The organism is Nostoc sphaeroides (assembly GCF_003443655.1).
In the GTDB taxonomy this organism is placed as follows: domain Bacteria; phylum Cyanobacteriota; class Cyanobacteriia; order Cyanobacteriales; family Nostocaceae; genus Nostoc; species Nostoc sphaeroides.
In genome coordinates this window covers 4,278,811-4,302,950 of record NZ_CP031941.1, presented here as the reverse complement: position 1 = coordinate 4,302,950, position 24,140 = coordinate 4,278,811, and the positions used below count along the sequence as shown (strand labels likewise).

Sequence of the window (24,140 nt, the reverse complement as noted above, 5' to 3'; positions counted from 1 at the left end):
GATACTCGTAAACTGGTTTACAATGTTAAGTAGTGCTGGAATTAAAAATCCCTATCAGGGATTGAAACATTACACACCCACCTCAGCAGCTGCAAATTCTTCCAGCACCCAGTCATAACCGCGAGACTCTAATTCCAGCGCCAGTTCCTTACCGCCACTGGTAATAATTCGCCCCTGTGCCATCACATGGACAAAATCAGGCACAATATAATCAAGTAATCGCTGATAGTGAGTAATCAAAATTGTCGAATTTTCTGGACTTGCCAGTTGATTTACCCCATTCGCCACAATTCGGAGCGCGTCAATATCCAAACCCGAATCAGTTTCATCCAAAATTCCCAACTTTGGTTCTAGCAACGCCATTTGCAGAATTTCATTCCGCTTCTTCTCACCACCAGAAAACCCTTCATTCAAACTCCGACTGAGAAAACTGGCATTCATCTTCACGACATCCAGCTTTTCCTCAATCAAATCGTCAAAATCAAAAGCGTCTATTTCCTCTAAACCTTGCGCCTTCCGCCGCGAATTGTACGCCACCCGCAAGAAATCCAAATTGCTCACACCCGGAATTTCTAACGGATACTGAAACGCCAAAAATACACCACTTCTGGCTCGTTCCTCCGGCTCCAACTCCAACAAATTCTGCCCCTGAAAAATTACCTCACCACCAGTCACCTCATACGCCGGATGCCCAGCCAACACCTTAGAAAAAGTACTCTTACCAGAACCATTCGGCCCCATGATCGCATGAATTTCACCCGATCGCACCTCCAGATTCACACCTTTCAAAATCGGTGTCCCATCAACATTAGCCGTCAGATTCCGTACCGACAGCACAACTTCACTATTTTCAATAATCATCTTCTCTCCTTCTCTTTCTCTGCGCTCTTGGCGTCTTGGCGGTTCGTCATTCTTCCAAAAGATAAACACAGAACCCCGATGTCCCTGTGTTTATCCTTCCTTCCACTTATCCCACACTGCCTTCCAACTTCAAACTCAACAACTTATCAGCTTCCACAGCAAACTCCATCGGTAGCTGATTAAAAACATCCTTACAAAAGCCGCTAATCATCATCGAAATAGCATCTTCCGAAGAAATACCCCGTTGAGCAAAGTAAAATAACTGATCTTCCCCAATCTTAGAAGTAGAAGCTTCATGCTCCACCTTCGCACCGTTATTTTGCACCTGAATATAAGGGAAAGTGTTGGCATGGGCATTATCCCCAATCAGCATTGAGTCACACTGAGAATAATTTCTCGCCCCTTTAGCCGTCGGATTGACTTTCACCAAACCCCGGTAACTATTACTAGAATTACCTGCCGAGATTCCTTTAGAAATAATTGTACTGCGGGTATTCTTACCAACATGAATCATCTTACTACCCGTATCAGCTTGCTGCTGGTGATTTGTCAGCGCCACCGAGTAAAACTCACCCACAGAGTTATCACCCACCAACACACAGCTAGGATACTTCCAAGTAATTGCTGAACCTGTTTCTACTTGAGTCCAAGAAATCTTGGAATTTACGCCCTGACACAAACCGCGCTTGGTGACAAAGTTGTAAATACCGCCTTTACCATTAGCATCGCCAGCGTACCAGTTTTGCACAGTGGAGTATTTGATTTCGGCATTGTCGAGGGCGACAAGTTCCACAACTGCGGCGTGTAACTGGTTGCTATCATACATCGGTGCGGTGCAACCTTCGAGGTAAGAAACATAACTACCTTCTTCAGCAACAATCAAAGTCCGCTCAAATTGTCCCGTATCACCAGAGTTGATGCGGAAGTAGGTAGACAGTTCCATTGGGCATTTTACGCCTTTAGGAATATAGACAAAAGAACCATCGCTAAATACGGCGGCGTTTAAGGCGGCAAAATAGTTGTCAGCAATGGGAACAACGCTACCCAAGTATTTTTTGATCAGTTCTGGGTGTTCTTGCAACGCTTCCGAAAACGAACAGAAAATAACGCCATCTTCCGCTAGCTTTTCTTTAAATGTAGTAGCGACAGAAACGCTATCAAAAATTGCATCAACGGCGACATTAGCCAGCCGTTTCTGTTCAGATAGAGAAATGCCTAACTTCTCGAAGGTTTCTAAAAGGGTTGGATCAACTTCATCCAAGCTGTTTAGTTTTTCTTTCTTGCGTTTTGGCGCTGAATAGTAAATGATATCCTGATAATTTATAGGCGGATACTTGACATTCGGCCAAGTTGGTTCCGTCATTTTTTGCCACTGGCGATAAGCTCTGAGGCGAAAGTCCAGCATAAACTGTGGCTCATTCTTCTTAGAAGAGATCAAGCGGATAACGTCCTCGTCTAGTCCACGCGGAATAGTGTCGGCTTCAATATCTGTAATAAAGCCGTACTTGTAGGGTTGGTTGACTAAGGTTTTGACAGTGGCACTCATCAGTAATAATCTCTCGTGTTCGGAACTCTTTTAGGATGGGAGGCGGATTGCGGCTAACCGATTCCCATCTCCCGTTACGGAATGGTTACACGGCTGCTAGAATAGTGGTGGAGAGTAAAACAACAGCTATGTTGTTTAATCTATCTTCATTTTACGCTAAATTAACAACAACAATGTTGTCAAAGTCAAATTTTCAAAAAAAATTTTGTGATGTTCGCTGAACGTCTCGCACCACATGAAGATGGCGACTACCCACCAATCCTCAACCAAGCAAGATATCCTTGAGTATCTGCACAAACACGAAAAAGCAACGGCTTTAGAGCTAGCTGAAGTTTTAGACGTTACCCCCCAAGCTATTCGTCGCCATCTCAAAGATTTGGAGACGGAGGAGCTAGTTTTGTATTCGACATCAGTGCAGGCGGCGGGGATGGGGCGTCCGCAACATCTTTATGAACTGAGTCGTCAAGGACGCGATCGCTTGCATCGAACAATGAGCGATCGCTTTGGTGATGGACACGGAAATTTTGCGGTTTCGCTGCTAGACACCTTAGCCGAAACGATGGGACACGATCAATTTAAATCGATTTTAGAAAAACAGTGGCAGCGCAAAGCCAAAGAATACCGCGATCGCGTCGGTAGCGGTTCACTACGAGAACGGGTAGCCAACTTAGTAGAGTTGAGAAAAGCTGAAGGCTTTATGGCGGAGTATCACGCTGTTGATGTGAATGACTCCTTTGAGAGCGATCGCTTTATCTTAATGGAGCATAACTGTGCCATTTCCAACGTTGCTGAGTCTTTCCCCAGCATCTGTGGTCACGAATTAGAAATGTTTGCAGCCGTCTTACCAGATTGTACCGTAGAACGCACCCACTGGATTATTGATGGTGAACATCGTTGTGGCTATTTAGTACAAATTCGTCATTAGTCATTAGTCATTTTCTAACACCCAATGCCCCATGCCCCATGCCCCATGCCCAATAATCAACTAAATTTGAGATAGCGTTTATGGACATACCACCACAGCAACCATCAGCACAATTTTTAACCCTAGAAGAGTCAGCAAAAGTAGATGCGGCGTTGTTGTCTTCCCCAGAAAAGTTTTTAACAAGATTGACTATTTCATCACTGAAGCTTTTGAAGCATATTGCCCAAGAGTACAGTGTTGCTATTGAAGATTTGACAGCACAGCAAGTAATTGCCTGGTTTGAAAAAGATGGCAAAATTCGACGTGAGCAGGGAATTGAAGGTTCATATCTGAAATGGTGATCGGCGCTAGTAAAGTTTTCGTTGCATTTTTTATAAAAATAAAAAGCACCTTGAAAAGGTGCTTATATTTGAAAATAAATAACATTTGATTTTTCAAACAATTATTTAAGTATTGTAAGTGTTAGTCCGAGGACTACGAGCGCCAGTTACGGCTCCAATCATTGAGGCTATTAAACCCAACAAAGAACCAAACACAAACCACCACAATCCCGAACGTAAATTAGCTGCTGCATCACGAGCTTGTCGGACACTGATGTTTGCTTGTGGTACATTAATACCACCTTGCTGTTGTACCTGGTTTATGACTTCTCCAGCGTTAGAAGCAGCAACGCCAAAAGCACCAGATACTCCGCTTGCTAACAGCCATGAGCTAACTGCTAAAGTCGTTGCCCAAAGAATTGCACCGTTAAGAAGAGCTGTATTGCGGTTCATCGGCCCACAAGCACGGGCTGTAACCCAACCACCAGTAAATAGGGAAATAAGTAAAGCGATAGTTGACCAAAGCCCCGCATTCCCCGCAGCGTTAGGGGCAATTGATCTAGGTGCACTTGAACCTTCAACTGTGCCTGCCGCAACTGCACCAATTATAGCGCTCAAAATTAATTGGGTAGCTAAGGAAACCAACAAACCAGAAATAATTGGCCCCCAGCGAACAAGATCATGATATTCACTTACTCGACCTGATATCACAGGCTCAGTAGCAATACCTTCATTACCTGTTCGATTTACGTATGACATAGCTTATGTTCTCCAGTGCTGTTTCAGCAAAGTTGCTGCTTAGGTATATTCATGTTTATGCTTAAAATTAAATAGCTAAATCATCTACTCTTATATCTATCAACAGAAGGAGTTGATAGGTATATCTTTAGTGAGAAAAAACAGATTTTTTTTAAAAAATTTTAATATTTAATTTTGTCATTAAATAAATTTTCAAAATTAAACTTTTTAAATTAAAACACAATTAATTATTAAGTTTTATGAAAAACCAGCTTTAATTGTGTATGCAACTAGACTTAAGACAAAACTTTATAATGATTGTCAAAAGTAAGGATAATCAAAAATTAACGCATCCTCACAGCAGTACCTGTAGCAGTAATCAGCAAAAGAACTCCTGACTGGTCAAGATTGATTGTGCCAGTATCAATTTCAATCCCGATTACAGCATTTGCTCCTAAACGTTGTGCCCGTTGTTCTAATTCTTCTAATGCCTTGCGTTGACCCTGCTCAAATAGACGCTCATAGCTACCAGTGCGTCCACCAATAATATCTCGAATACCTGCCAAAAAATCTCGCAAGAAATTGCTACCGTAGACTACTTCTGCTGTCACAATGCCTAAATATGACTCAATAACGGCTCCTTGAATCACATCAGTGGTAGTTATAATCATCAGTTAGCCTCCTAGATGGCATATAGGTTGATATTTATTATCAGAATACATACACAAAACTAGTTTGCGTTGATACAAGCTTGATAAACATTCTCTCACACTATTTTAGATTGCGATCGCATTTGCGCTCTCACTTACTGGCTCAAAACTAGCATTTGAAGCAACATTTACCTTGTTAAATTTATCTTACCGTGTAATGTCCAAAAAAGGATGTAAATGACTAGATAGCGGCTTCCTAAAGGGTAGGATCAAAGTGTGAATAATTTAATACAGAGTCAGCAAATTATTAAATAAAACAACTGAAATTGGTGGGTCGCTTTCTAAAATTAAGCTAAATGCCTGTTGGGTTTTTATGACTAGCACGTATAACTACTGACAAAAAAAGTGTTATTTTGCTAGTCTACGGATTTACATGTAAGTAACTTCATCTAAACTTGATATCTTACACTTCCTCATTCAGTAAAAACTCTGTAATGTGTGCCGATTGTAAAGGAAAGAGTTAATGAATTATTAACATCTTAATTAATACGAAGAAATACAGTTTTCAAAAGTCTATATTTTTGTTTTAATGTACAAGAAAAAAGTCCTCTAAAATTTCAGGAAATTTACTGTGTACAAGCCAACATCATTTGTGCTGAGTGTGGTGTTATTAGGATGTTTTTCCTTGACTATACCTTCAGTGGCTCAGGCTCAGGTATTAGTGGCCCAAGGTAAAAACCCAGAGTTGAAGCAACTACTAGAAGAAGGACGGAGGTTAGTGGATACGGGCGATTATGGTGGTGCGATCGCAGTTTATCAGCAAGCAGCTAGGCTGGATGCCAAAAATGCTAAAATTCATTCAGGTATTGGGTATTTATACGCTCAACAGGGAAATTACCAGGCAGCATTAACAGCTTATCGTCGGGCGATCGCTATCAACCCTAACAATAGTGATTTTTATTACGCGGTGGGTTACATCAAAGCGAATTTGGGCGACACGCGTGGGGCAAAAGAAGGCTACCGTCGGGCCATACAGCTAAACCGTAACAACGTTAATGCCTATTTAGGATTGGCTGTGACGCAATCTCGGATGGGAGACTATACTGCTGCTAGCTGGGCATACCAACAAGCAATTGACTTGGATAAGAACAACGCCCAGACTTATGAGTTAATGGGTTCTATGTATAAACAGCGACGACAAACCAAACAAGCAAACAGCTTGCTTCAGAAAGCCCGTGACTTGTACAAGCGGCGCAATGACTCAGATGGCGTTAACAGGGTAGAAGCCATGCTGCGACAGTTAGGAGGATGAGGTTAATCTAAATCCCCCACTTTCTTGTTCTGACTCCTGAATTCTGACTCCTGAATTCTTCTTCAATTTCCCTTGGCGATTATATCTAGAATGACTGCAATTAATGTGTCTGGGTCTATTGGCTTGGCAACGTGCTGCTGAAATCCGGCATCTTGTGCTTGCTTGCGATTAACTTCTCCAGCATAAGCCGAGAGGGCTAAAGCCAAAATTTGCCCACCTTGTTCGGGTGGCATGGCTCGAATTTGTCGAATCAGCATATAGCCATCCATCTCTGGCATTCCAATGTCACTCAACAAAATATCTGGTGGTGATTGCTCTATCGCTTGCAGTGCTTCTATTGCCGATGTCACAATACAAACCTCTGCTCCTGCCTGCTCAAGGACAAAGCCCAAAAAATCACGGATATCTTCATCATCATCAACAATTAGTAACCGTATTCCTGTCAGAGGTGAGGTGTTAAAAGTAAAAAATGAGGAGTCCTTTTGTACTTTCTGGCTAGAACCTTGTGCTTTCATCAAAGGAAACCTGACATTAAAGGTGGCTCCCTGTCCTTCTCCAGGACTGTCTACTTGAACAGTACCTCCATGCAGTTCAACTAGATGACGGACGATCGCTAGCCCTAACCCTAGTCCGCCAAACTTCCTAGTTGTTGTCGCATCTGCCTGACGAAAGGATTCAAACACGTAGGGTATAAAGTCTGGATTAATACCTTTACCCGTGTCGCTAACAGTAATTTGAGCCTGCGAGTCTCGGCACTCTAAGCGAATTTCAACCCGTCCACCAGCGAAACTAAATTTTACAGCGTTAGTAAGCAAATTCCAAAATACTTGCTGTAAACGAGCAGAATCTCCCAAAATTTGCCCAATATTTGGGTCAAATAGTCTCTGAATTTCAATTGACTTCGCTTCTGCTGCTAAACGCACAGTTTCAATAGCCGCTTCAATTGTCGATGCTAAGTTAACAGGAGCCATTTGTAAATTGAGTTTGCCAGACAAGATGCGAGAGATATCTAACAAATCTTCAATTAATTGTGCCTGGAGTTTGGCATTGCGCTCGATTGTTTCCAAAGCAATAGCCGTTTTTGCGGCATTTAATGTCCCATTGCGAAGCAACCTAGACCAACCCAGAATAGGATTGAGGGGCGATCGCAATTCATGTGATAGCACTGCCAAAAACTCATCTTTAATCCGATTCGCTGTCTGAGCTTGTTCACGCGCAGCTTGCTCACGCAAAAAAAGTTGTTCGCGTTCAGCTTCCGCTTGCTTTTGCTTGGTAATATCGCGTGAGACGACTAAGAGTTGTGCAATAATTCCTGATGCATTTCGGACGGAAGTAATAATCACATCCCACCACTTCGACTTCCCCTTTGCTGTGGCACAGTAGCCTTGAAATTGACCGACATTACCTATTTTGGCCGCAGCGATCGCCGCAGCGGCATTTTCTCGGTCTTCGCCTTCCCATAAACTAATCCACTCGGCGTTATGAAAGGACGCAGGATCATCAATTTCTAGAAGATGCAGCCCGCCTTGATTCAAGTAGAGTACCCGCCCATCTAACGTTAAAACTTTGATACAATCATGACTGCTGTCCAAAATTCGTTGCTTTAACTCTTCACTTTCTCGTAGGGCGGCTTCGGCAAGTTGGCGTTGCGTAGCTTGCTGATAGGCATCGCTGATATCCTTGAAAAGGACGGCGACTTGTCGCTGCTGTGGCTGCCCAATGCGGAATGCATAAACGTCGAACCAACGTTGTAGGGCAACAGCGCGCTCCTCAAAGCGAATGGGTTCGCCCGTCATGGCGACTTTGCCGTAAATTTCAAACCAATGCTTGTCATGATTCGGAATTAGATCACGTATCCTTTTGCCTTGTACGTCTTTGAGTCCCGTTTGTTTTTCAAAAGACGGATTGATTTCTAAAAAGCGGTAATCGTTCGGCGTGTCGTTTTCATCAAACAGCATTTCGATCACGCAAAATCCTTCGTCGATCGACTCAAACAGTGTTCGATAGCGTTCCTCAGATTGGCGTAAGGCAGATTCTGCAAGTTTTTGCTCACTAATATCTGTGCATTGGGCTTTGGCTGGAAGAATTCCGTTTAATTCGGTTAATGTCTCTTTCAGTGGCGACAGCATCAGCGTTAGGGGAGTGCGAAATTCGTGGCTGATGTTGTTGAAGAAGTTGGTTTTGGCTCGATCCAGTTCTGCTAGTGCCTCCAGTCGCTTGTGTTCTTCTTCATAAGCACCGGCATTAGCGATCGCGATCGTCATGTTACCTACCACCAAATCGAAGAACTTTCGGTAATCCTCCTCAAAAGCTCTGTAGGAATTGATGCCCAATACTAGCAATCCAAAAATTTGTTTTTCTCCAGCTGGGACGAGCGGCACGACCCAAGCAGCAGAGGGGGGCTTGTCCCAAGCTCCTGTGGGCAAAGCTCCAAACCGAGTTGTCAAATCATCAACGATTGCTGCTTCCCCGGTATGATAAACTTGTGCGAGTTTCCATGCATCGCTGTGTTGAGTTAAGTTCACTCTTGATGGAATTGCTTCTGTTTGCTCCATTTGAGTAGTTCCAACCAGCTTTGCACTGCCGCCATCTGTCTCCACCTGATACAGCATGGCAAAAGGGATATCATGAGAATTAGTTGCTAAGGCTTGAATTGCAGACAGACAAGCCGCTTCTGTGGTCTTTGCTTGAGCCTCCCTACTTAGTAAGCTCAGGGTTTGTAAACGGCGATCGCCCAGCACTCGTCCTGTTGTTTCACTAACAATGCAAAAGACTCCGCCAACTTTCCCGCTTTCATCTCGCACGGGGTCGTAGGAGACATCGAAGTAAGTTTCCTCAATGTAACCGTGTCGATTCAGGAAAAATAAATGGTCTTGCGCCCAAAATGCAACTCCTGTCGCCACAACTCCCTTGAGTAAAGGTTCTACAACATTCCAGGCTTCGCTCCACGCTTCATGAGCAGGGCGACCGAGCGCCCACGGATGTTTTGAGGCAAGGACAGGGCGATAGGCATCGTTATAAATCGTGATTAATTCCGAACCCCAGAAGAGGCAAATCTGAGCTTTAGAAGCTAGCAAGATGCTAATGGCACTCCGTAAGCTCTGGGGCCAATCAGCCACATAACCTAAAGCAGTCTGTGACCAATCGAGCGATCGCATCAGCCTTCCAATTTCGCCACCTTCAATAAAAACACTATTAACAGCTATACCTTCTTCTTCAGGTGCCATCGCTGCTAGTTCTGATTGCTAAAGTATTTGGTTAACAGGTTTTCACCTGGTTCTCCCATATTATTATGTAACAATTTTTCAATCTGCTTGAGCGCTAGAGAAATTGGTCTACTTCGTCCATTCTCCCATCGATTGACTATAGCTCTACTTCGTCATTCGTGAACAAAAAAATTCCCGACTTCTCAAAGAAATCGGGAATCTAAAATTTGAATTTTCACAAATCAGATAGGATTCATATAGCGATTTTGATAGTAAGCCAAAATTTGGTTAACTCGTTGCCGACTTTCTGAACCAGAGTTTGCTGTCCACGAGATACACAAGCCACCAATTTGACTTTGATTGTAATCAAACTCTTGGGATGACTGGGGAATTAAATCCACTTCTACCCCTTCGACTTGATGTAAATGAGCTGCTATCTCTCTATAGACAGCTAAAGGCAAACCAGCGAATTCAATTTTTTCCTTAGTCTCCATCTTTATGAAGCTCCAACGTTAAAAGGATTTGAGGGTGGCGTTGTCACTGAAACAGGATTGCCGCTAGCAGATGCAGCTGACGGCGTTGAATTGACAGCACCTTCCCCTACCATTTTGGCAACTTCAATACCATATTGTTCCAGAATCACGATGGGGTTGTAGCCCTGATTCATTTCGATCCGTTTAACCAGTACGCCATTTGCTAATCGCTGTCTTGCTTGCACATAGCGACTCGTCGGCTCATCCGGTACTTTGATAATTGCCTGTGGTTCCTTACTAATTAGAACTACACCAGTGACAACAACTGCCTTTGCTAACTCAGGTTGTGCTGGCGTTGGCAATACAGATACTAAAGATGGGTTGGGGACAACTTGAGGCAAAACCTTAGGTAAGACTGAAATCAAAGTAGGATTGACTTTTTTTGGTACAGAAGCAATCTTATTTTTCTTTTGATTTAAAGCTATGGTGCGTGTTGGAAGTTTTCGGACTGTTAGCGATGGAGTAGGTAGCTTAGGCAACACGGGAACAGGTCTTCCAGATGTTATACGCATTCCGGGAGTCTGCCCGAAAAGTTGTGCAAACGGGTCAGCCCGGTCTTTTGATAGCTGAACAAACCGTGCCCGCTCTGTAGCATTAGTGGATTGAATCAAGGTAGCAGATGCAGGAGTAACTTGTGAAACCTGTTTGGCTGGGATCACTGGATTCTTAAAGGATTGAGCCGTTGGTGGCGACTTTGCTGCTATTTTGGGAACTGGCGTAGGATTGATCGCTTGTGGTGTATCTTCAGAAGCACAGCCAGCGATCGCCAAAGTTAAAATAGCTGCAATTGTAATTTTTAAATTTCTGCCCATGAGCTGTTCTCAAAAGCCATTGAAAAATTGGAAAGTGGAAATTAACATGCCTGAAATTTATATCAAAGGCAAAGTATCTTCCCTTTATAACCTAATCTTTTACGTTTTAAGGGTTATTTTTAGCACTGCCTATTGGGTATAACTGCGGCTTGTTGTTTATTTGCAGTCAATCTTCTGACACACCCATAAGCTGTTTCATCAAATCCAGACCTTTCTTCACTCTACGGGAAACTGTTACGACACTGATTCCTAGATGTTCTGCAACTTGTTTTTGTGTTAAATCCTGTAAGAACACACATTCCAACACATCGCGGGTGCGTTGTTCTAGCTGAACCAATGCTTGTTGCAAGCGAAGTTGGTCTTCTTGTACTAGTTGAAAGCTGCGATAGTTAGGATCTGGAACTAATTCTCCCAAACAGGTAGAGCCTTCTTCTCCATCTTGGATTGGCACATCGAGACTCAAGGGAGCGCGATTTATCCACGCTAATTTAATTTCTTGCCATTCGTTTGGAGAAATTTCCAGTGCTGTTGCTAATTCCGAGTCTGTTGGTTGGCGATTATGCTTTTCCCGCCAAGAACGTGACACTCCTATTGCTTGTTGTTGCAGTGCTAACCATTTGCGAGGAATTCGCACAGTGACACCTTTATCTCGGAGATAGTGTTGAATTTCACCCCGGATATAGGGCAGAGCATAGGAACTAAAAGCATGTCCCTTGGAAAGTTCAAATTTTTCAATCGCCCTGATTAAACCCAAAGATCCAACCTGAAGCAAATCATCGTAGGTTTCATGACATTGATTCGTCCAGTAGTGAGCTTCTTTTCTCACAAGTCCAAAATTAAGTTTTACCAGCTTATTGCGAACATTTTCTGACGGATATTGCTGATATTCTCGCAACAACTGCCAAATTTCATGTTTCAGTTCATTGGTGGTTGTGGTAGGCATAGACCTTTGTTTATTAAGTAAATCAACAATTAATTTTTCTCTTTTAAACTCAGCTGCGATGGCGTACCCGCCCTTTCCGGTGGCGATCGCGCGATATCAAAGACAAGATCGTGCTGTATGCCTTAGCAAATTCTCTGGTAGATAACAACGTTTTTCTAAATAAAACTCCATAGACTTGCTTGACAATCGAGCAAAGTTTAAATAAGCAAAATCAGTATTTGTTGGTTATTGATCTTCGGTATGATCTGTAGCTGTTTTTATAACTACATAGAAATAAAATATAAAATTAGTTACCAAATATCAAACCGAGATTGTACTTAACTTTAATTAATTAATGCTGAAGCTAATTTCTATAAACAAAACAACAGTAGCCGGAATTTTGTTGGATAAGCAAAAGTTTGATTTACAGTAAAATTACGTATTCATTAAACCAAAATCGATCCAATAAATTAAAAATTACTAATAGTTTTACAAAATAGTAAGTGAATTTACTTAACTTGATATAAAAAAAGCTATCTATTACCCGGATTTTTCTTAACATTTACGAGAGTATTGACTCACGTTTTTATAATCCTTATTCGTTCGTTGTTCATTCTCAATAAAAATGCAGTTTTAGCGAGAATATTAAAAGCGAATTTGTCAAGTATGCCTAACTACTCAGTGTCTAAGACACTTGTATCAATACGCTTGGGTTAAGCAAAGCGCAACCCAACAAAGTCCCGAAATGTTGGGTTGAGCAACGAAACCCAACCTACACATTTCAAGGTTTTTGGCGCTAACCCAAGCTATAAGTCCTAAAGCAAATGCGATCGCTCAACCTAACTTTTCACAGGATGTGGAAAAGGGGATAGACTTTTGCAAGAGGTCTAGTATCCATAACTCATGAACTCATCTGATGTACATTTGGAAAGGGCCATGTCTGACGACAAGCCCAGAGGCAAAATGTCTCCGGTGTCTACGCTTGTGATTTTTCATGACTTTAACCCTGCTAAACAATCGCTATCAAGTTATCCAGGTAATCGGCGCTGGTGGGTTTGGCGAAACCTTTCTGGCAGAAGATGTCCACATGCCTTCTCGCCGTCGCTGTGTAATCAAGCAACTAAAGCCGATAACCAATAATGATCCGCAAGCCTACCAACTTATTCAGCAACGGTTTGAACGGGAAGCAGCAACCTTGGAGTTTTTGGGTGAAAGTAGTAACCAAATTCCGAAACTCTACGCCTACTTTTCTGAGAGCGGGCAATTTTACCTCGTTCAAGAATGGATTCACGGGCAAACCTTGACACAAATTGTCGAAGCCAAAGGATTTGAGAGTGAAACTGCTGTTCGGCAAATTCTCTTGAGTCTGCTTTTAGTTTTAGATTATGTCCACAGCAAAGGCATTATTCACCGGGATATCAAGCCTGAGAATATTATTCTCCGTTCTGTTGATGGCAAGCCAGTTTTGATTGATTTTGGTGCAGTCAAAGAAACAATCCGTTCAGTGGTGAGTTCTCCAGGATACCCCACGCGATCACTTGTCATTGGTACGCCTGGTTATATGCCTAGCGAACAAGCCGTTGGCCGTCCAGTTTACGCCACTGATATCTACAGTTTAGGTTTAACGGCAATTTATCTGCTGACTGGCAAACACCCGCAAGAATTACCAACTGATCTCAAAACTGGGGAAATACTTTGGCAAGATCACGCCCCTCATGTCTCTTCCCAATTGGCTGGGGTACTCAATCAAGCAATTAAGCCTCATGCTGGCGATCGCTACAGCACTGCCAGTAAAATGCTACATGCCTTGCAGTCTGCTACTAATATACCTCCTGAGTTAGCTGCAAATACTCCCACAGTTAGTTTTTCTCCCACGACATCCAGACAAACTCAGCCATTGTATTCTCCGCAAAAAAATTCTGCGTTAGCGCCATCTTCCAGGAGTGGAAACTGGCAAAAACCTGCTGTGATTCTTGGTAGTTTGCTTATAGGCGGCTTGCTTAGTGCAGTAGCAATTTCTAACATGACTCGTCAGCAACAACCAGAAACAACTATTGCCACAAGTTCCACCCCATCGCCAGAATCTTTGCCCACTCCTGCATCTACTGAACCGCCTGTTTCTTCCCAAATTTCTCCAGTCCCAGTTGTACCGGACTCACAACCAAAACGGCGAGTAATTCCCGATCCTTTGCCTACCTTTAATCCCCCAGTTGTATCCACACCACAGCCAGAAAAGGAACCTGTAATTTCAGATACTCCAGCGCCAGTAGTATCCACAACACAGCCAGAACTAGAGAATGAGGCAATGCCTGCTTTGGGCAATGCCAGCCCAGTTCCCACACCAGAAATACGTTCCACGCCACAGAAGAAGCCGCGTAGTAAATTAGCTGCCACTACCAGCAAGCAAAGCGTTCCCGCATTCCCTACAGGTACACCAAGAAACATCGTAGAAGCTACCCTCGGCAAACCAAATCGAGATTTAAGAGGCGCATGGGGTAATACCCGTGCTGTCGTTTACAAACTAGTGCCAGACAAAATTGACCTTGGCTACTTATTTGATCGTAATTCTAAAGTGCTGCGTCAAACTGAGGTATCTTTTGCCGATTCGGTAGACTCGCAGGTAATGGAGACTACCTTGAATGGAATGTTAGATGGGCAAGGCACTGAAGATATAAAGCAGGGACTCAAACAAGTACAACAGCGTCAATCTGATAATTTTCGTTTTAATAATGGCTCAGTCAAGGGTCAGATTATCCGCCAACAATGTAATTTTATTTACATCAGCATTTGGGATGAAAATTTACATGATTTTGTGAGTCCATCTACAGCCAAAAGGTGTTAAGTAAGTCGGTGAGAATAAATCAAACTAGATTAAGTAATGTAAAAAATATTGAGATTAGTTCGTAGTGAGGACTAAACTCCTCTCTACGAGACGCTGCGCGTAGCTTGCTTCCCCGCAGGGGTACACTACAAACCTCTTCATTATTCACGCTGCTCTACTTAATTTCGTAATAAACATTGTCTGAAAAATTGAGATTTTTGTATTTTACAACACAGATTTAGGATTCAATATAGTTAGTCATTAGTCATTTGTTAAATGATGAGTCCTAACTAATTGCAAATGCCCAATACTTCGACTTACCTCAGCTACTTCGGCTACGCTCAGTACAAGTTCGCTCGGCACAAGTCGCTCAGTACAAGTGCCCAATACCCATTTTCAAAACTGAGTTTCAAATTCTTAATCTTCATAAAGTTATAAATACCATTATTAAGTTTTTAATAATACTTATCTCAGCTTCTACATTAATGTCGTAAAGTGCGATCGTAATTGTGTAATCTGAAGACAGCGAAGCTAATTATTCAATTGAGGTCTGATGACTCCTAAAATCATGCGTCAGCTTTGGTCAGTGGTTGAAACTGCCCAAGCCAAGCTCCTCTTACAACTGGATGATGCTAGCTTGGTGCAGTGGTTAGTGAAACAAACCGAAACACAAGTGTTGTTAGATTCTAACGAAACTGATTATCTGTGCAACTACATCCAATCTCGGCTAGCCCTTATACGTGATATTGCCCATGAACGTCAGTATTGATGAGCAATATCATGATGAATTGATTGATAGTCAAGTGTTAATTACTATTGGTTTTTGGGGAAAATAACCTTCCACTAAGCAGTCAGAGCCGACTACACGCCAACGAACACGTTCTAGAGACAACGCCTCAGTCATGGTAGTAAAACCTAAATCGCCCACAGGTGTGGGAGCAATGCTACCACCAATGATTTTTGGGGCAATAAATGCCAAAACTTTTTGTACTGCTCCTTGAGCGATCGCACTAGCAGCTAAGGTTCCACCACATTCCCACAAGACGCTACAAAAACCGCGCTCATACAAATACGCCATTGCCTTATCTGGTGTAAGTGATGTTAATTCCACCACCTCCACTCCCTGCTTGAGCAACAGTTCTTGGAAGTCGGGATTGGCACCCTTCTCTGTCAACACCAAAGTTGGAGCATCCGCAGTTTGCCACAGATGGGCATTTTCCGGTAAGTTGAGATGGCGACTCATTACCACCCGCAGGGGATTATGTGCTTCCACCTGACGGGTGGTTAAGTAAGGATTATCTTGTCGAACTGTATTACCGCCGACAATTATTGCATCGCAAGCCGCCCGCAGTTGATGTACTTCACTGCGGGCTTCTTGGCTTGTTACCCAGGCGCTATGACCAGAGGTAGTAGCAATTTTGCCGTCTAAAGTCATGGCATATTTTAAAATTCCCAAAGGTCGTTTGTAGAGAATGCGATGCACAAAAGCTTCATTTAGCTGATGACAAGCTGATTCTTCTACTCCTACCAATACCTCGATCCCCGCCGCACGTAAACGGGCAATACCACCTCCAGCGACTAGTGGATTGGGATCAACCATACCCACTACTACTTTTGCCACCCCTGCTTGGATCAATCCTTCCGAGCACGGGGGAGTACGCCCATAGTGATTGCAAGGTTCTAGTGACACATAGATTGTTGCACCACGAGCGCGATTCTCCTGGGGAGAGGCTGCGCCAACGCCTGCTGCTCTCAAGGCAAACACTTCTGCATGAGGCTCACCTGCACGAGGATGAAACCCTTCGCCCACAATCTCGCCATCCTTGACAATCACCGCTCCTACTAGCGGATTTGGCGAAGTCCGTCCTAAAGCGCGGCGAGCAAGTTCCAAACACCGCAGCATCATGCGAGAGTCAAAGTCACTTCCGATCTTTTCCTTTGGTGGTGAATTCAATCCAACTGCTGGCTCCACTAGATGTATATCCTGAGTGTAATTTGCTAAGGATGCATCTGCTTGAGCGACCACTGGGGAATTATCCTTGACATTCTCCGCACCTTTATGTGCGGAGATTCTTAAGACCTCACAGCCTTAATATCCTGTTTACATAGGTTCCCAGGCTGACCACGTTTGCCCTGTATGGCGTAGTCATATCTCCTAAGCAAGTGTTTTGGGCGTAGACTTTCCGCCAGTCTAGGGGTAGGTTTTTAAATCTTGTACTGATTGGACTATTTTACCATGTTCATCAACAAAATTGACTTAAGGCTAAAGGCTTGTGAGTTGCTTTCAAAACCTAGCCTGAAGTACGAAGTTCGGACACTTGCGTGTCCTGCTTCTCAGGGGTTTTCAGCATTTCCCTTATAATTTTAGGCAACATTGTAAATATTCTGCACGCGATCGCGCAGCCTTTCCACAGGAGAATCGCGCTTTGCTCAGGGTAATGTTCCTTTAAGCGATCGCATCCATCGCCCAAGACGGGCTAACCATTCTCTTAGTAGCAAATTTTACTTAAATAAATGATTCTGTAGCCGACGTTTTATCCAAAAGTTATTCCTAAAGAAGTTGACCCTATTTTGTTCACGATCCGCTCTTGAGTCTGCAAGGTTTTGTTTATTTTTTCTCCAGTGATCGAGGGAGTAAATATTAAAGCTGCTACCTGCAAGCAAAATAAACAGCACAATCCCATAAGAAAGCATAGAAGTAGCTGCACCCCAGTTTTGTATCGATGTCACCCCTAACTTTAAAATAATCATCAGGGCAAAGGTGACAATCAAAGCGCTTCTGGTTGCTAACCCAAGTGTGATTAACACGCCCACAATTAACTCTATAGGGGGCACTAAGTAAGAATTGATTCTCACCAGAAATTCTGGGAAATAAGAATTTGCTAGTTGTTTGACAGTATCTTCAGCGAATCCAGGGATGTTAAAAATGCGAGTAAATCCGTGATTAAAGTAATTCACACCGATGAGAATTCGCAGCAATAAATAGGCGATCGCAACATCCTTTGATTTGAGACTAATGTAGTTTCTATTTTCATTCATTGCCTTAACTCCAACTATAGTACGTCAACGGTGATTGATTTCAATTGCAGGAATTGAGAAATACTTGGCGGTTTTGAGAGCTAACGTTCTTTCATAGACAAAATTAAGCGAACTGAGCGATCGCGTAATAAGTAAGTGTGAAGCCAAGTAAGCAATACTAGCAAACGACTGCGATAGCCAGGAAGATATACTAAATGAACTCCTAGCCACATCAGCCAAGCCAAGCATCCTGTAAAGGCAAATGCGCCAATTTTTCCCACACCTGAATAACAGCCAATAATCGCTAATCTTCCCTTGTTGAAATAGCTAAAAGGCTCTGGTGATTTACCTCGAAATTGCCGCTGAATATTTCGGGCTACAGCAACACCCTGCTGAAGTGCCTCTGGTGCAACCCCAGTTAATGGTTTACCATGCTGTTCCATATATGCCAGATCCCCGATGGCATAAATATTGGGTTGCTCTAGCAATTGTAGGGTGGGATGAACAAGTAACTTTCCTTTATTTGCTGAAGATACCTCCTCTGATGTTGTGGGATAATTTGCCTCTAACCCCGCAGTCCAAATGACGGTTGCAGTTGGAATTATCTCATCGTTTTGCAGATGTAAAGATTCAAAAGTCACTCTAGTCACTTTGGAAAGCAGATAAACCTCCACTCCTAGCTGATGTAATCTTTTGTAGGTGTAAGTTCCCAACTTCTTTGGCAAATCGGCCAATAGGCGATCGCCAGATTGCACGAGAATCAACCTTACTTGCTGCCAAAGTGTCGGATAATCTCGACGCAAGTGGCCTCGAAGCATTTCAACGAAAGCACCTGCAACCTCAACACCCGTTGCCCCACCGCCGACAATGCTAAACGTCAGCAGTTGTTGGCGTCGTGATGAATCAGATTCCTGGATTGCTCCCTCAAAACAAGAGTAAATTTGATTTCGGATTGCTATTGCTTCTTCTAATGTTCTCATCGAGAAAGCATATTCTAAAGCTCCAGGAACTCCTAAAAACTGGGTTTGGCTGCCAGTTGCCAGCACAAGAAAGTCATAGGTAATTACACAACTATCTGTTTCAACAGTTTGCCCCGAAAAATCAATTTGCTCAACCTCAGCCATCAAAAACTGAACCTTAGACTTATTCCGCAGGAAAGAGAATCGCCGTAATATCGTGCGGATAGGGTAAGCAATGTACTCAGGTTCCAATTGACCTGTCGCAACCTGATACAACAACGGGACAAAGGTGTGATAGTTGTTGCGATCAATTAACAATACATCTGCACCAGAATCAGCTAAAGATTGGGCAGCTTGCAACCCACCAAATCCAGCGCCAACAATGACAACGCGGCGACTGTTCATCCTTCCCCTCTTGATTTAGCTAGCAGTCAAGTTATTAACTGTTAATATATTGATAACAAATTATCGATAGTGTCATCAGCGCTTAGATCAAATAAATGACTTTATGATTACGCTTCGTTTATTAAAGAATGGGAATAAGTGTAGATACAAAATTCTTATTCTGTCTCAATCCAGTCTCTAAACCATCTGAGTTTATAGAGGTTGACGGGATAGGACGATCGCACTCCATGTAGAGTTTGGTTGCAGAGAGCGATTATTCCTGTAAATAGTGGGAATATTGAACGTCATTGGTTCAACAAAGTGTTTTTAGGACGCTCAGGCTCATTATGGCAGATAAATCAAAGTATGGCAGCAAAGGGGAAGTTTGGCATCCTAAGTTTATTCAATACATGGAATTCATTGCTAACCATGAAGTCTACGCAGGAATGCCAGATGCATTTACTGATGGCGACAAGATCCAATGGGAGGCACCTTCAAACAGAACTTCTGGAAAACATAAAGACACTCATCGTAAGCGAAGTGAGTGGTGGCGTAAAAAAGCCATCTCAATAGGAATTGACCCAAACCCAACAAAGTGGATTAGCAGGACAGCAAGACAGATTCATCCAACTTTGAAGAAGCCTTGTAAATGTTGTGGAAAAGTGATGGAGTTACGGTTTGTTTATCCGTCTAACTCTCTACTGCAAAGGCTTGAAAAACTAGGTTACATTGATGAAAATTTTCCGATTGAGCCTTTTGAAAGAATTACAGACGTAGTAACTCGTTTAGTGGAGGTATTTGGAGATTCTGTCTTTTCCAATATTCCACAGCTTCTCAAAACAGGTGCAATATCACCACCAAATCTGGAAGCAAACTTAGAAAGCTGGCTCAATTGGATTGAAAGAGAATATATTCCACAAGAACCAAGTGTACTCAGCCCTGGTGCTATGTCAAATGCACCAGATCGCTTTGATGGGTTTCATTCATTTAACCTATGCTGTCGTCAAAAGGCTGACAAGGGACGTAGCAAATCGAACTTAATGTCATATACAACTGATCGCCGTGTCTTTGAGTACTGGACAGAGGGTGATTGGATTGCTGCAAATCGCTTAATGGGAAAAATTAAATCTATCTTTGATAAAGAGTATTGTCTTAATGGACATCCCGGCCCCTGTTCCGCAGATCATATTGGGCCTTTGTCATTGGGTTTTACCCACCGACCAGAGTTTCAACTCTTGTGCAAGTCATGTAACAGTGCAAAAAATAACCGTATGTCGCTTCGTGAAGTAGTTCATTTACAAGGAGTTGAAGCAACTGGTGAGACAGTAATATCATGGCACACCAAGGCTTTATGGAATTTACGAAAAAGGGATGTTCTAGATGATGAAACAGCCCTACGTTTGAGCAAATTGCTACGAGATAACCGTCATACTCTTATGAGTATTTTGCAAAAAATTAACGATGCGGGTTACTTTACCTTCTTAGCAACATTTCTTGAACTCAGTTACGCTGAACGTAATGTTCAGTTTCTCAATCTTCGAGTGGAAAAGCATATTACACAATTTGATCGGATCAACTATACATCTCGTGAAACAAAGTATGTAGAGGAGCAAAAATCCCGTCGTTGTAAGGTTGCATTTGAATCGTTACGAGACTACTTCACTAAAGGAAACCGTAATGCCTGTGTTGTATCCACAGAAATGATTAACAGGAAAGTTAAGTCTATTTTGAACTTACTACAAAGCTCCTCTTCTGCAATTCAATTAATTGATAATCAAATAGCAGCAATTTTGTCAAGTAGTAGTGAAATTCCTATCAATGAAGGATTTAGAGTAGTGGTTAGTAGTCTTCCTGCTACTCTTCCTCCAAACTTCATGGCTGCTAAATCAGAATTAACTGATGTCATGGGGTTAGTAGCAGTTGAACTAAGCAATAAATGGAAGAGTGAACGTTATATCAGAGGAGAGTTAAATCTCGATTTTTGAGTCATCTCCTACAGAGAAATGACTTGTGGATAGTGAAGCTTTTGAAGATATTGCATTGGCGAGATTACATTTCTCATGAAACACTGATAATCCGTCACTGGTGGTGTGATGTAGTCAAGATTTTCTCCATCTTGAGCAGACTTTAAGGGTGGTAGATCATCTAGAGCTTCTGAAACAGTAACTACTGGTGCAAGCCCTAGAAGATAACTTCCAGTTGCTTCGCATACTGGTGGAGGCGGCGGAATACTATTCGATTCTTGCTGCCGTCCTACTAGAATAATCCGCTTACGTCGTTGCGGAACTCCATAATCTGAAGCATCAAGTTTCCAGATTGACAGTTGGTGAGTGACTGAACTAAGAGCGGATTTAATTTGCTCAAAAACATATCCACGCTCCATGTTTAATAATCCCATTACATTTTCAAAAACAAAGCCGTCTGGTTCAATTGCCTCGATAATTTGTTGATAGTTCTTGAATAAAGAATTACGTTCATCACTCATAGTTCGAGCCTTGCCTGCTGTAGAAAATCCCTGGCAAGGGGGGCCACCCAACACAAAAAGTTTTAGATTTGGATTAATCCGTCTAGCTGTCTTAGCGACTGATATGATGTTTGAAAAAACTTCAGGATCGCGAATGTCTCCAAGGACTACAGAACGGTCAATATTCCTGGCATAGGTTTCCAAAGCTATAGGCATAATGTCATTTGCTACCACTGGTTGCCAACCAGCCCACTTGAATCCTAACGCTAAACCACCTGCGCCCGAAAAAAGATCAATGAAAATTCCAGGCATACCTAAATGCAGAGCAATCTGGTAAGCCAAAAGTGGTGGAACAGCATTACCAATTTGTGTGCTAACTGCGCTACGTGAACCCAAGAAGCCGAAGCTATCTGGAAAGCTTTGGAGTCTTGCTGCCTCTCTTTGGCTAATTACACGATGCTGCCCTCCAGCATAATCATGGTGAAGGTGACAGCCATTTCCGGGACGGCCAAAATAGGTGTTAATTGTGTAAGCAGGCGTATCGGGGCGGAGTCGGCCATAGTAAGTAGACCGGCTTCCCTCACCCTTGGCATAACTTTCTCTAATTTGAGCCAATCGTTGGGAAGGAATAGAGGTTGGGATATTCTTCCAATTGCCTCCAGGAGGAATATGCACAACCATAGATAAATCAAGCTTACTGAGTTTTGGCGAATAGTGATTTTGAATCACGACTCCTCCCAGAGTGGTTGTTCAAGTATAGTTTGACGTTCTTCAGTAGTGAGCTTGGGAAATGAGTTCATAATCTCAGCAAGGTCTTTGCGATTCAGACCGTATGCTTGAGCAACAACAACCTCCATTTTGGCTTCTGCTGCTAGGTTTCCAGCGAGTCTCTGTTCAACGAGGGGAACCAAAATTGCAGAAAATTGAGAAGTGATTAAGGGTATACGAGTTTTACGCAGAACGCCTACAGAAACATGAGCAGTTGATAACATAGAGCGAACTTGAAACTCAAAAGGTAACGAGGACATGATGCCAAGTAAGGTATGGAGTTTTGATTGATCATCTGTCCTAAAATGTGCAACGCCTAGAGAGTTACCTGTAACCCATAGAGCAGGAATAATGGTTGCTTGAACTCGTCGCTTTTGAGTGGGTCGACTAACATCCCGCCAGACCAGTCGTGGATACTTAACCGAAGGAGGGATAGTGAGTCCATTTTCTGGATTGATAAAGAAATTAGACTGACTAGCTTTAGTCAATCTCTCGACCATTTTTCCTTTGAGAAAAGCGTAATAGCCCTGTGAAGATAGGTAACTTTTGTGACCTGTTTCATCTAACTCTCGACCAGTCCATAATTCTCCTTCGTCGTTGCCTTGTAAACTTCCAAGCGTCGGTAGTTCGGAGAAGCGTAATAGTTGAACAAGTTGAGATTCATTGGTTGAAATAGGAACAATATAACCATTTGCCTTCAAGAAGGTTTCAGGTAGTTTAAGCTCTTGATGATACTCAGTAAAGCGCAATGCTTGATCAAATTTGTATAAAAAAATCTTTTGTGGGGAAGTTTTGGACTGAATGGTAATATTCACACAAGCTTGATCAACGCCATTAAACAATTTAGTTTCGGCTGGAAAGTAGTCAATATATTTAACTGCATGATTAGTTAATAACCACTTCCTCAACAGTTCGGAATTTTGGTCACTAAAGAAAGAGGCTGGTGAAACAATTCCTATAACACCTTCACGTTTGGTTAGACGAACAGCCACTTCCAGACCAACACGGGCAAGATTGACTCCCCATCCTGAAAACATTTTTCTTGGCATCGATAAGGGGAAGCATATTTCTAAATTTTTTGAAAATTTTCTGAGTGAGTCAATATAAGCAGACCCCGTATCTTCATCCAGTACCTCAATATCACGTCGATCGGGTTTCACGACTTCCCAAGGAGGATTAGTAACAGTGATATCAAAGCAAGTTTCATCATCATTTTTTTGATTACTTAAGCGTGATATTACGTGGGTAAAGCTGTCTTTAACCAGAGCTTTTAGGCTGTACTGTAATCCAATTTGATTAGCGATATGTCGAATATTGTGTTCTGCTAACTTAACTGCATCTGCATCACAGTCCCATACTTCAATCCGCCACATTCGATCCATAAGACTGGAAAACATTTGAGCATGTTCTATCAACCAAGTAATCAGTCGCCCATCACCACAAAACGGGTCAATAACAGATAGCTCTCCTTCCCTTTCTAGACGAGTCGCAATGGTTAAAACGCTATCAATCAGACGTTCACCAATAAACTGTGGAGTATAAAATTTGCCAGTTGTCTTTATTAAAAGATTGTTACGTCCATCTCCCACTTGAGCGGCAGGAGTAGACTGAAGTATCTCAAAGTGATTCACAGTTGATTCTCAAGCTAATGATGCTTATGGTGAAAATTATATTCCATTTAGAATATAAATCAAGTAAATGGTTTATCAGGCTTAGGGCCTGGTTTAGGAACATTATCTATGTAAGTTCGCAGACTAGAAGCTTCAATTAGCCAAATTCCTCCAGCCCGTCGACCGCTAACTGATCCTTGCCGGATCAGCAGCCTAATATGCTGAGGTGTATAACCAGATAGTGCAGAAGCCTCCGAAACAGTAATTAGCTCAGAGTCCGTCATTGCGTCA

The 24,140-nt window shown here is 42.6% G+C and carries 20 protein-coding genes and 1 pseudogene; 6 read left to right on the top strand and 15 right to left on the bottom strand.

Annotated features, from left to right (window positions below; all coding sequences use genetic code 11):
* Positions 1-69 precede the first annotated feature (69 nt).
* Together sufC and sufB are read right to left on the bottom strand one after the other, a co-directional pair.
* Complete coding sequence (gene sufC, locus D1367_RS19120) at positions 70-861, bottom strand: Fe-S cluster assembly ATPase SufC (protein WP_118167795.1); 792 nt, start codon at positions 859-861, stop codon at positions 70-72.
* A gap of 106 nt (positions 862-967) precedes the next feature.
* Positions 968-2,407, bottom strand: a complete 1,440-nt coding sequence (sufB, locus tag D1367_RS19115; protein ID WP_118167794.1) for a Fe-S cluster assembly protein SufB — start codon at positions 2,405-2,407, stop codon at positions 968-970.
* A 241-nt stretch (positions 2,408-2,648) separates the two neighbouring features.
* Between sufB and sufR the strand changes: the two genes are divergently transcribed.
* Positions 2,649-3,332 carry an iron-sulfur cluster biosynthesis transcriptional regulator SufR gene (sufR, locus tag D1367_RS19110; RefSeq protein ID WP_181984887.1) on the top strand — a complete coding sequence of 228 codons (684 nt, stop codon included), beginning with the start codon at positions 2,649-2,651 and terminating at the stop codon, positions 3,330-3,332.
* Positions 3,333-3,412: 80 nt separating this feature from the next.
* A complete protein-coding gene (locus D1367_RS19105) occupies positions 3,413-3,673 on the top strand; it encodes a hypothetical protein (protein WP_118167792.1) in 261 nt (86 codons plus the stop codon).
* 105 nt (positions 3,674-3,778) lie between these two features.
* Here D1367_RS19105 and D1367_RS19100 read toward each other — a convergent pair whose 3' ends face one another.
* Both D1367_RS19100 and D1367_RS19095 read right to left on the bottom strand, forming a co-directional pair.
* Complete coding sequence (locus D1367_RS19100) at positions 3,779-4,411, bottom strand: hypothetical protein (RefSeq protein ID WP_118167791.1); 633 nt, start codon at positions 4,409-4,411, stop codon at positions 3,779-3,781.
* A 323-nt stretch (positions 4,412-4,734) separates the two neighbouring features.
* Positions 4,735-5,061: a YbjQ family protein gene (locus D1367_RS19095; protein WP_100900674.1), complete on the bottom strand. Its 327-nt coding sequence runs from the start codon at positions 5,059-5,061 to the stop codon at positions 4,735-4,737.
* A 610-nt stretch (positions 5,062-5,671) separates the two neighbouring features.
* Between D1367_RS19095 and D1367_RS19090 the strand changes: the two genes are divergently transcribed.
* Entirely contained in the window at positions 5,672-6,352 is a 681-nt protein-coding gene (locus D1367_RS19090) for a tetratricopeptide repeat protein (RefSeq protein ID WP_118167790.1), read from the top strand.
* A 62-nt stretch (positions 6,353-6,414) separates the two neighbouring features.
* Here the strand turns inward: D1367_RS19090 and D1367_RS33440 are convergent, their stop codons facing one another.
* The 5 genes and pseudogenes from D1367_RS33440 to D1367_RS19065 all read right to left on the bottom strand — a co-directional run bounded on the left by D1367_RS33440 (position 6,415) and on the right by D1367_RS19065 (position 11,846).
* Complete coding sequence (locus D1367_RS33440; RefSeq protein WP_476739227.1) at positions 6,415-7,944, bottom strand: hybrid sensor histidine kinase/response regulator; 1,530 nt, start codon at positions 7,942-7,944, stop codon at positions 6,415-6,417.
* A gap of 123 nt (positions 7,945-8,067) precedes the next feature.
* A pseudogene (locus tag D1367_RS33435) lies at positions 8,068-8,964 on the bottom strand (GAF domain-containing protein); the annotation flags it as partial.
* Between the two features lie 836 nt (positions 8,965-9,800).
* Positions 9,801-10,052: a hypothetical protein gene (locus tag D1367_RS19075; RefSeq protein WP_118167788.1), complete on the bottom strand. Its 252-nt coding sequence runs from the start codon at positions 10,050-10,052 to the stop codon at positions 9,801-9,803.
* Between the two features lie 2 nt (positions 10,053-10,054).
* Positions 10,055-10,903, bottom strand: a complete 849-nt coding sequence (locus tag D1367_RS19070; protein WP_118167787.1) for a hypothetical protein — start codon at positions 10,901-10,903, stop codon at positions 10,055-10,057.
* A gap of 166 nt (positions 10,904-11,069) precedes the next feature.
* A complete protein-coding gene (locus D1367_RS19065; RefSeq protein ID WP_118167786.1) occupies positions 11,070-11,846 on the bottom strand; it encodes an RNA polymerase sigma factor SigF in 777 nt (258 codons plus the stop codon).
* Positions 11,847-12,819: 973 nt separating this feature from the next.
* Between D1367_RS19065 and D1367_RS19060 the strand changes: the two genes are divergently transcribed.
* Complete coding sequence (locus tag D1367_RS19060; RefSeq protein WP_118167785.1) at positions 12,820-14,667, top strand: serine/threonine protein kinase; 1,848 nt, start codon at positions 12,820-12,822, stop codon at positions 14,665-14,667.
* Positions 14,668-15,199: 532 nt separating this feature from the next.
* On the top strand, positions 15,200-15,415 hold the full coding sequence (locus D1367_RS19055; protein WP_118167784.1) for a hypothetical protein: 216 nt from the start codon (positions 15,200-15,202) through the stop codon (positions 15,413-15,415).
* A 30-nt stretch (positions 15,416-15,445) separates the two neighbouring features.
* Here the strand turns inward: D1367_RS19055 and ribD are convergent, their stop codons facing one another.
* The 3 genes from ribD to D1367_RS19040 all read right to left on the bottom strand — a co-directional run bounded on the left by ribD (position 15,446) and on the right by D1367_RS19040 (position 19,028).
* Positions 15,446-16,627 carry a bifunctional diaminohydroxyphosphoribosylaminopyrimidine deaminase/5-amino-6-(5-phosphoribosylamino)uracil reductase RibD gene (gene ribD / locus D1367_RS19050; RefSeq protein ID WP_225892459.1) on the bottom strand — a complete coding sequence of 394 codons (1,182 nt, stop codon included), beginning with the start codon at positions 16,625-16,627 and terminating at the stop codon, positions 15,446-15,448.
* A 521-nt stretch (positions 16,628-17,148) separates the two neighbouring features.
* Positions 17,149-17,685 carry a DoxX family protein gene (locus D1367_RS19045; RefSeq protein ID WP_118167782.1) on the bottom strand — a complete coding sequence of 179 codons (537 nt, stop codon included), beginning with the start codon at positions 17,683-17,685 and terminating at the stop codon, positions 17,149-17,151.
* Positions 17,686-17,765: 80 nt separating this feature from the next.
* Complete coding sequence (locus D1367_RS19040) at positions 17,766-19,028, bottom strand: NAD(P)/FAD-dependent oxidoreductase (protein WP_118167781.1); 1,263 nt, start codon at positions 19,026-19,028, stop codon at positions 17,766-17,768.
* A gap of 326 nt (positions 19,029-19,354) precedes the next feature.
* On the opposite strand from D1367_RS19040, the gene D1367_RS19035 reads away from it, so the two are divergent.
* Positions 19,355-20,992, top strand: a complete 1,638-nt coding sequence (locus D1367_RS19035; protein ID WP_118167780.1) for an Alw26I/Eco31I/Esp3I family type II restriction endonuclease — start codon at positions 19,355-19,357, stop codon at positions 20,990-20,992.
* An 8-nt stretch (positions 20,993-21,000) separates the two neighbouring features.
* Here the strand turns inward: D1367_RS19035 and D1367_RS19030 are convergent, their stop codons facing one another.
* From D1367_RS19030 to D1367_RS19020, 3 genes are read right to left on the bottom strand one after another with little or no spacing between them, the layout of a single operon-like run.
* Entirely contained in the window at positions 21,001-22,200 is a 1,200-nt protein-coding gene (locus tag D1367_RS19030) for a DNA cytosine methyltransferase (RefSeq protein WP_118167779.1), read from the bottom strand.
* On the bottom strand, positions 22,197-23,870 hold the full coding sequence (locus D1367_RS19025) for an Alw26I/Eco31I/Esp3I family type II restriction adenine-specific DNA-methyltransferase (RefSeq protein WP_118167778.1): 1,674 nt from the start codon (positions 23,868-23,870) through the stop codon (positions 22,197-22,199). Before D1367_RS19025 ends, D1367_RS19030 begins: the two co-directional genes overlap by 4 nt.
* Positions 23,871-23,929: 59 nt before the next feature.
* Complete coding sequence (locus tag D1367_RS19020; RefSeq protein ID WP_118167777.1) at positions 23,930-24,133, bottom strand: helix-turn-helix domain-containing protein; 204 nt, start codon at positions 24,131-24,133, stop codon at positions 23,930-23,932.
* Positions 24,134-24,140: the final 7 nt, after the last annotated feature.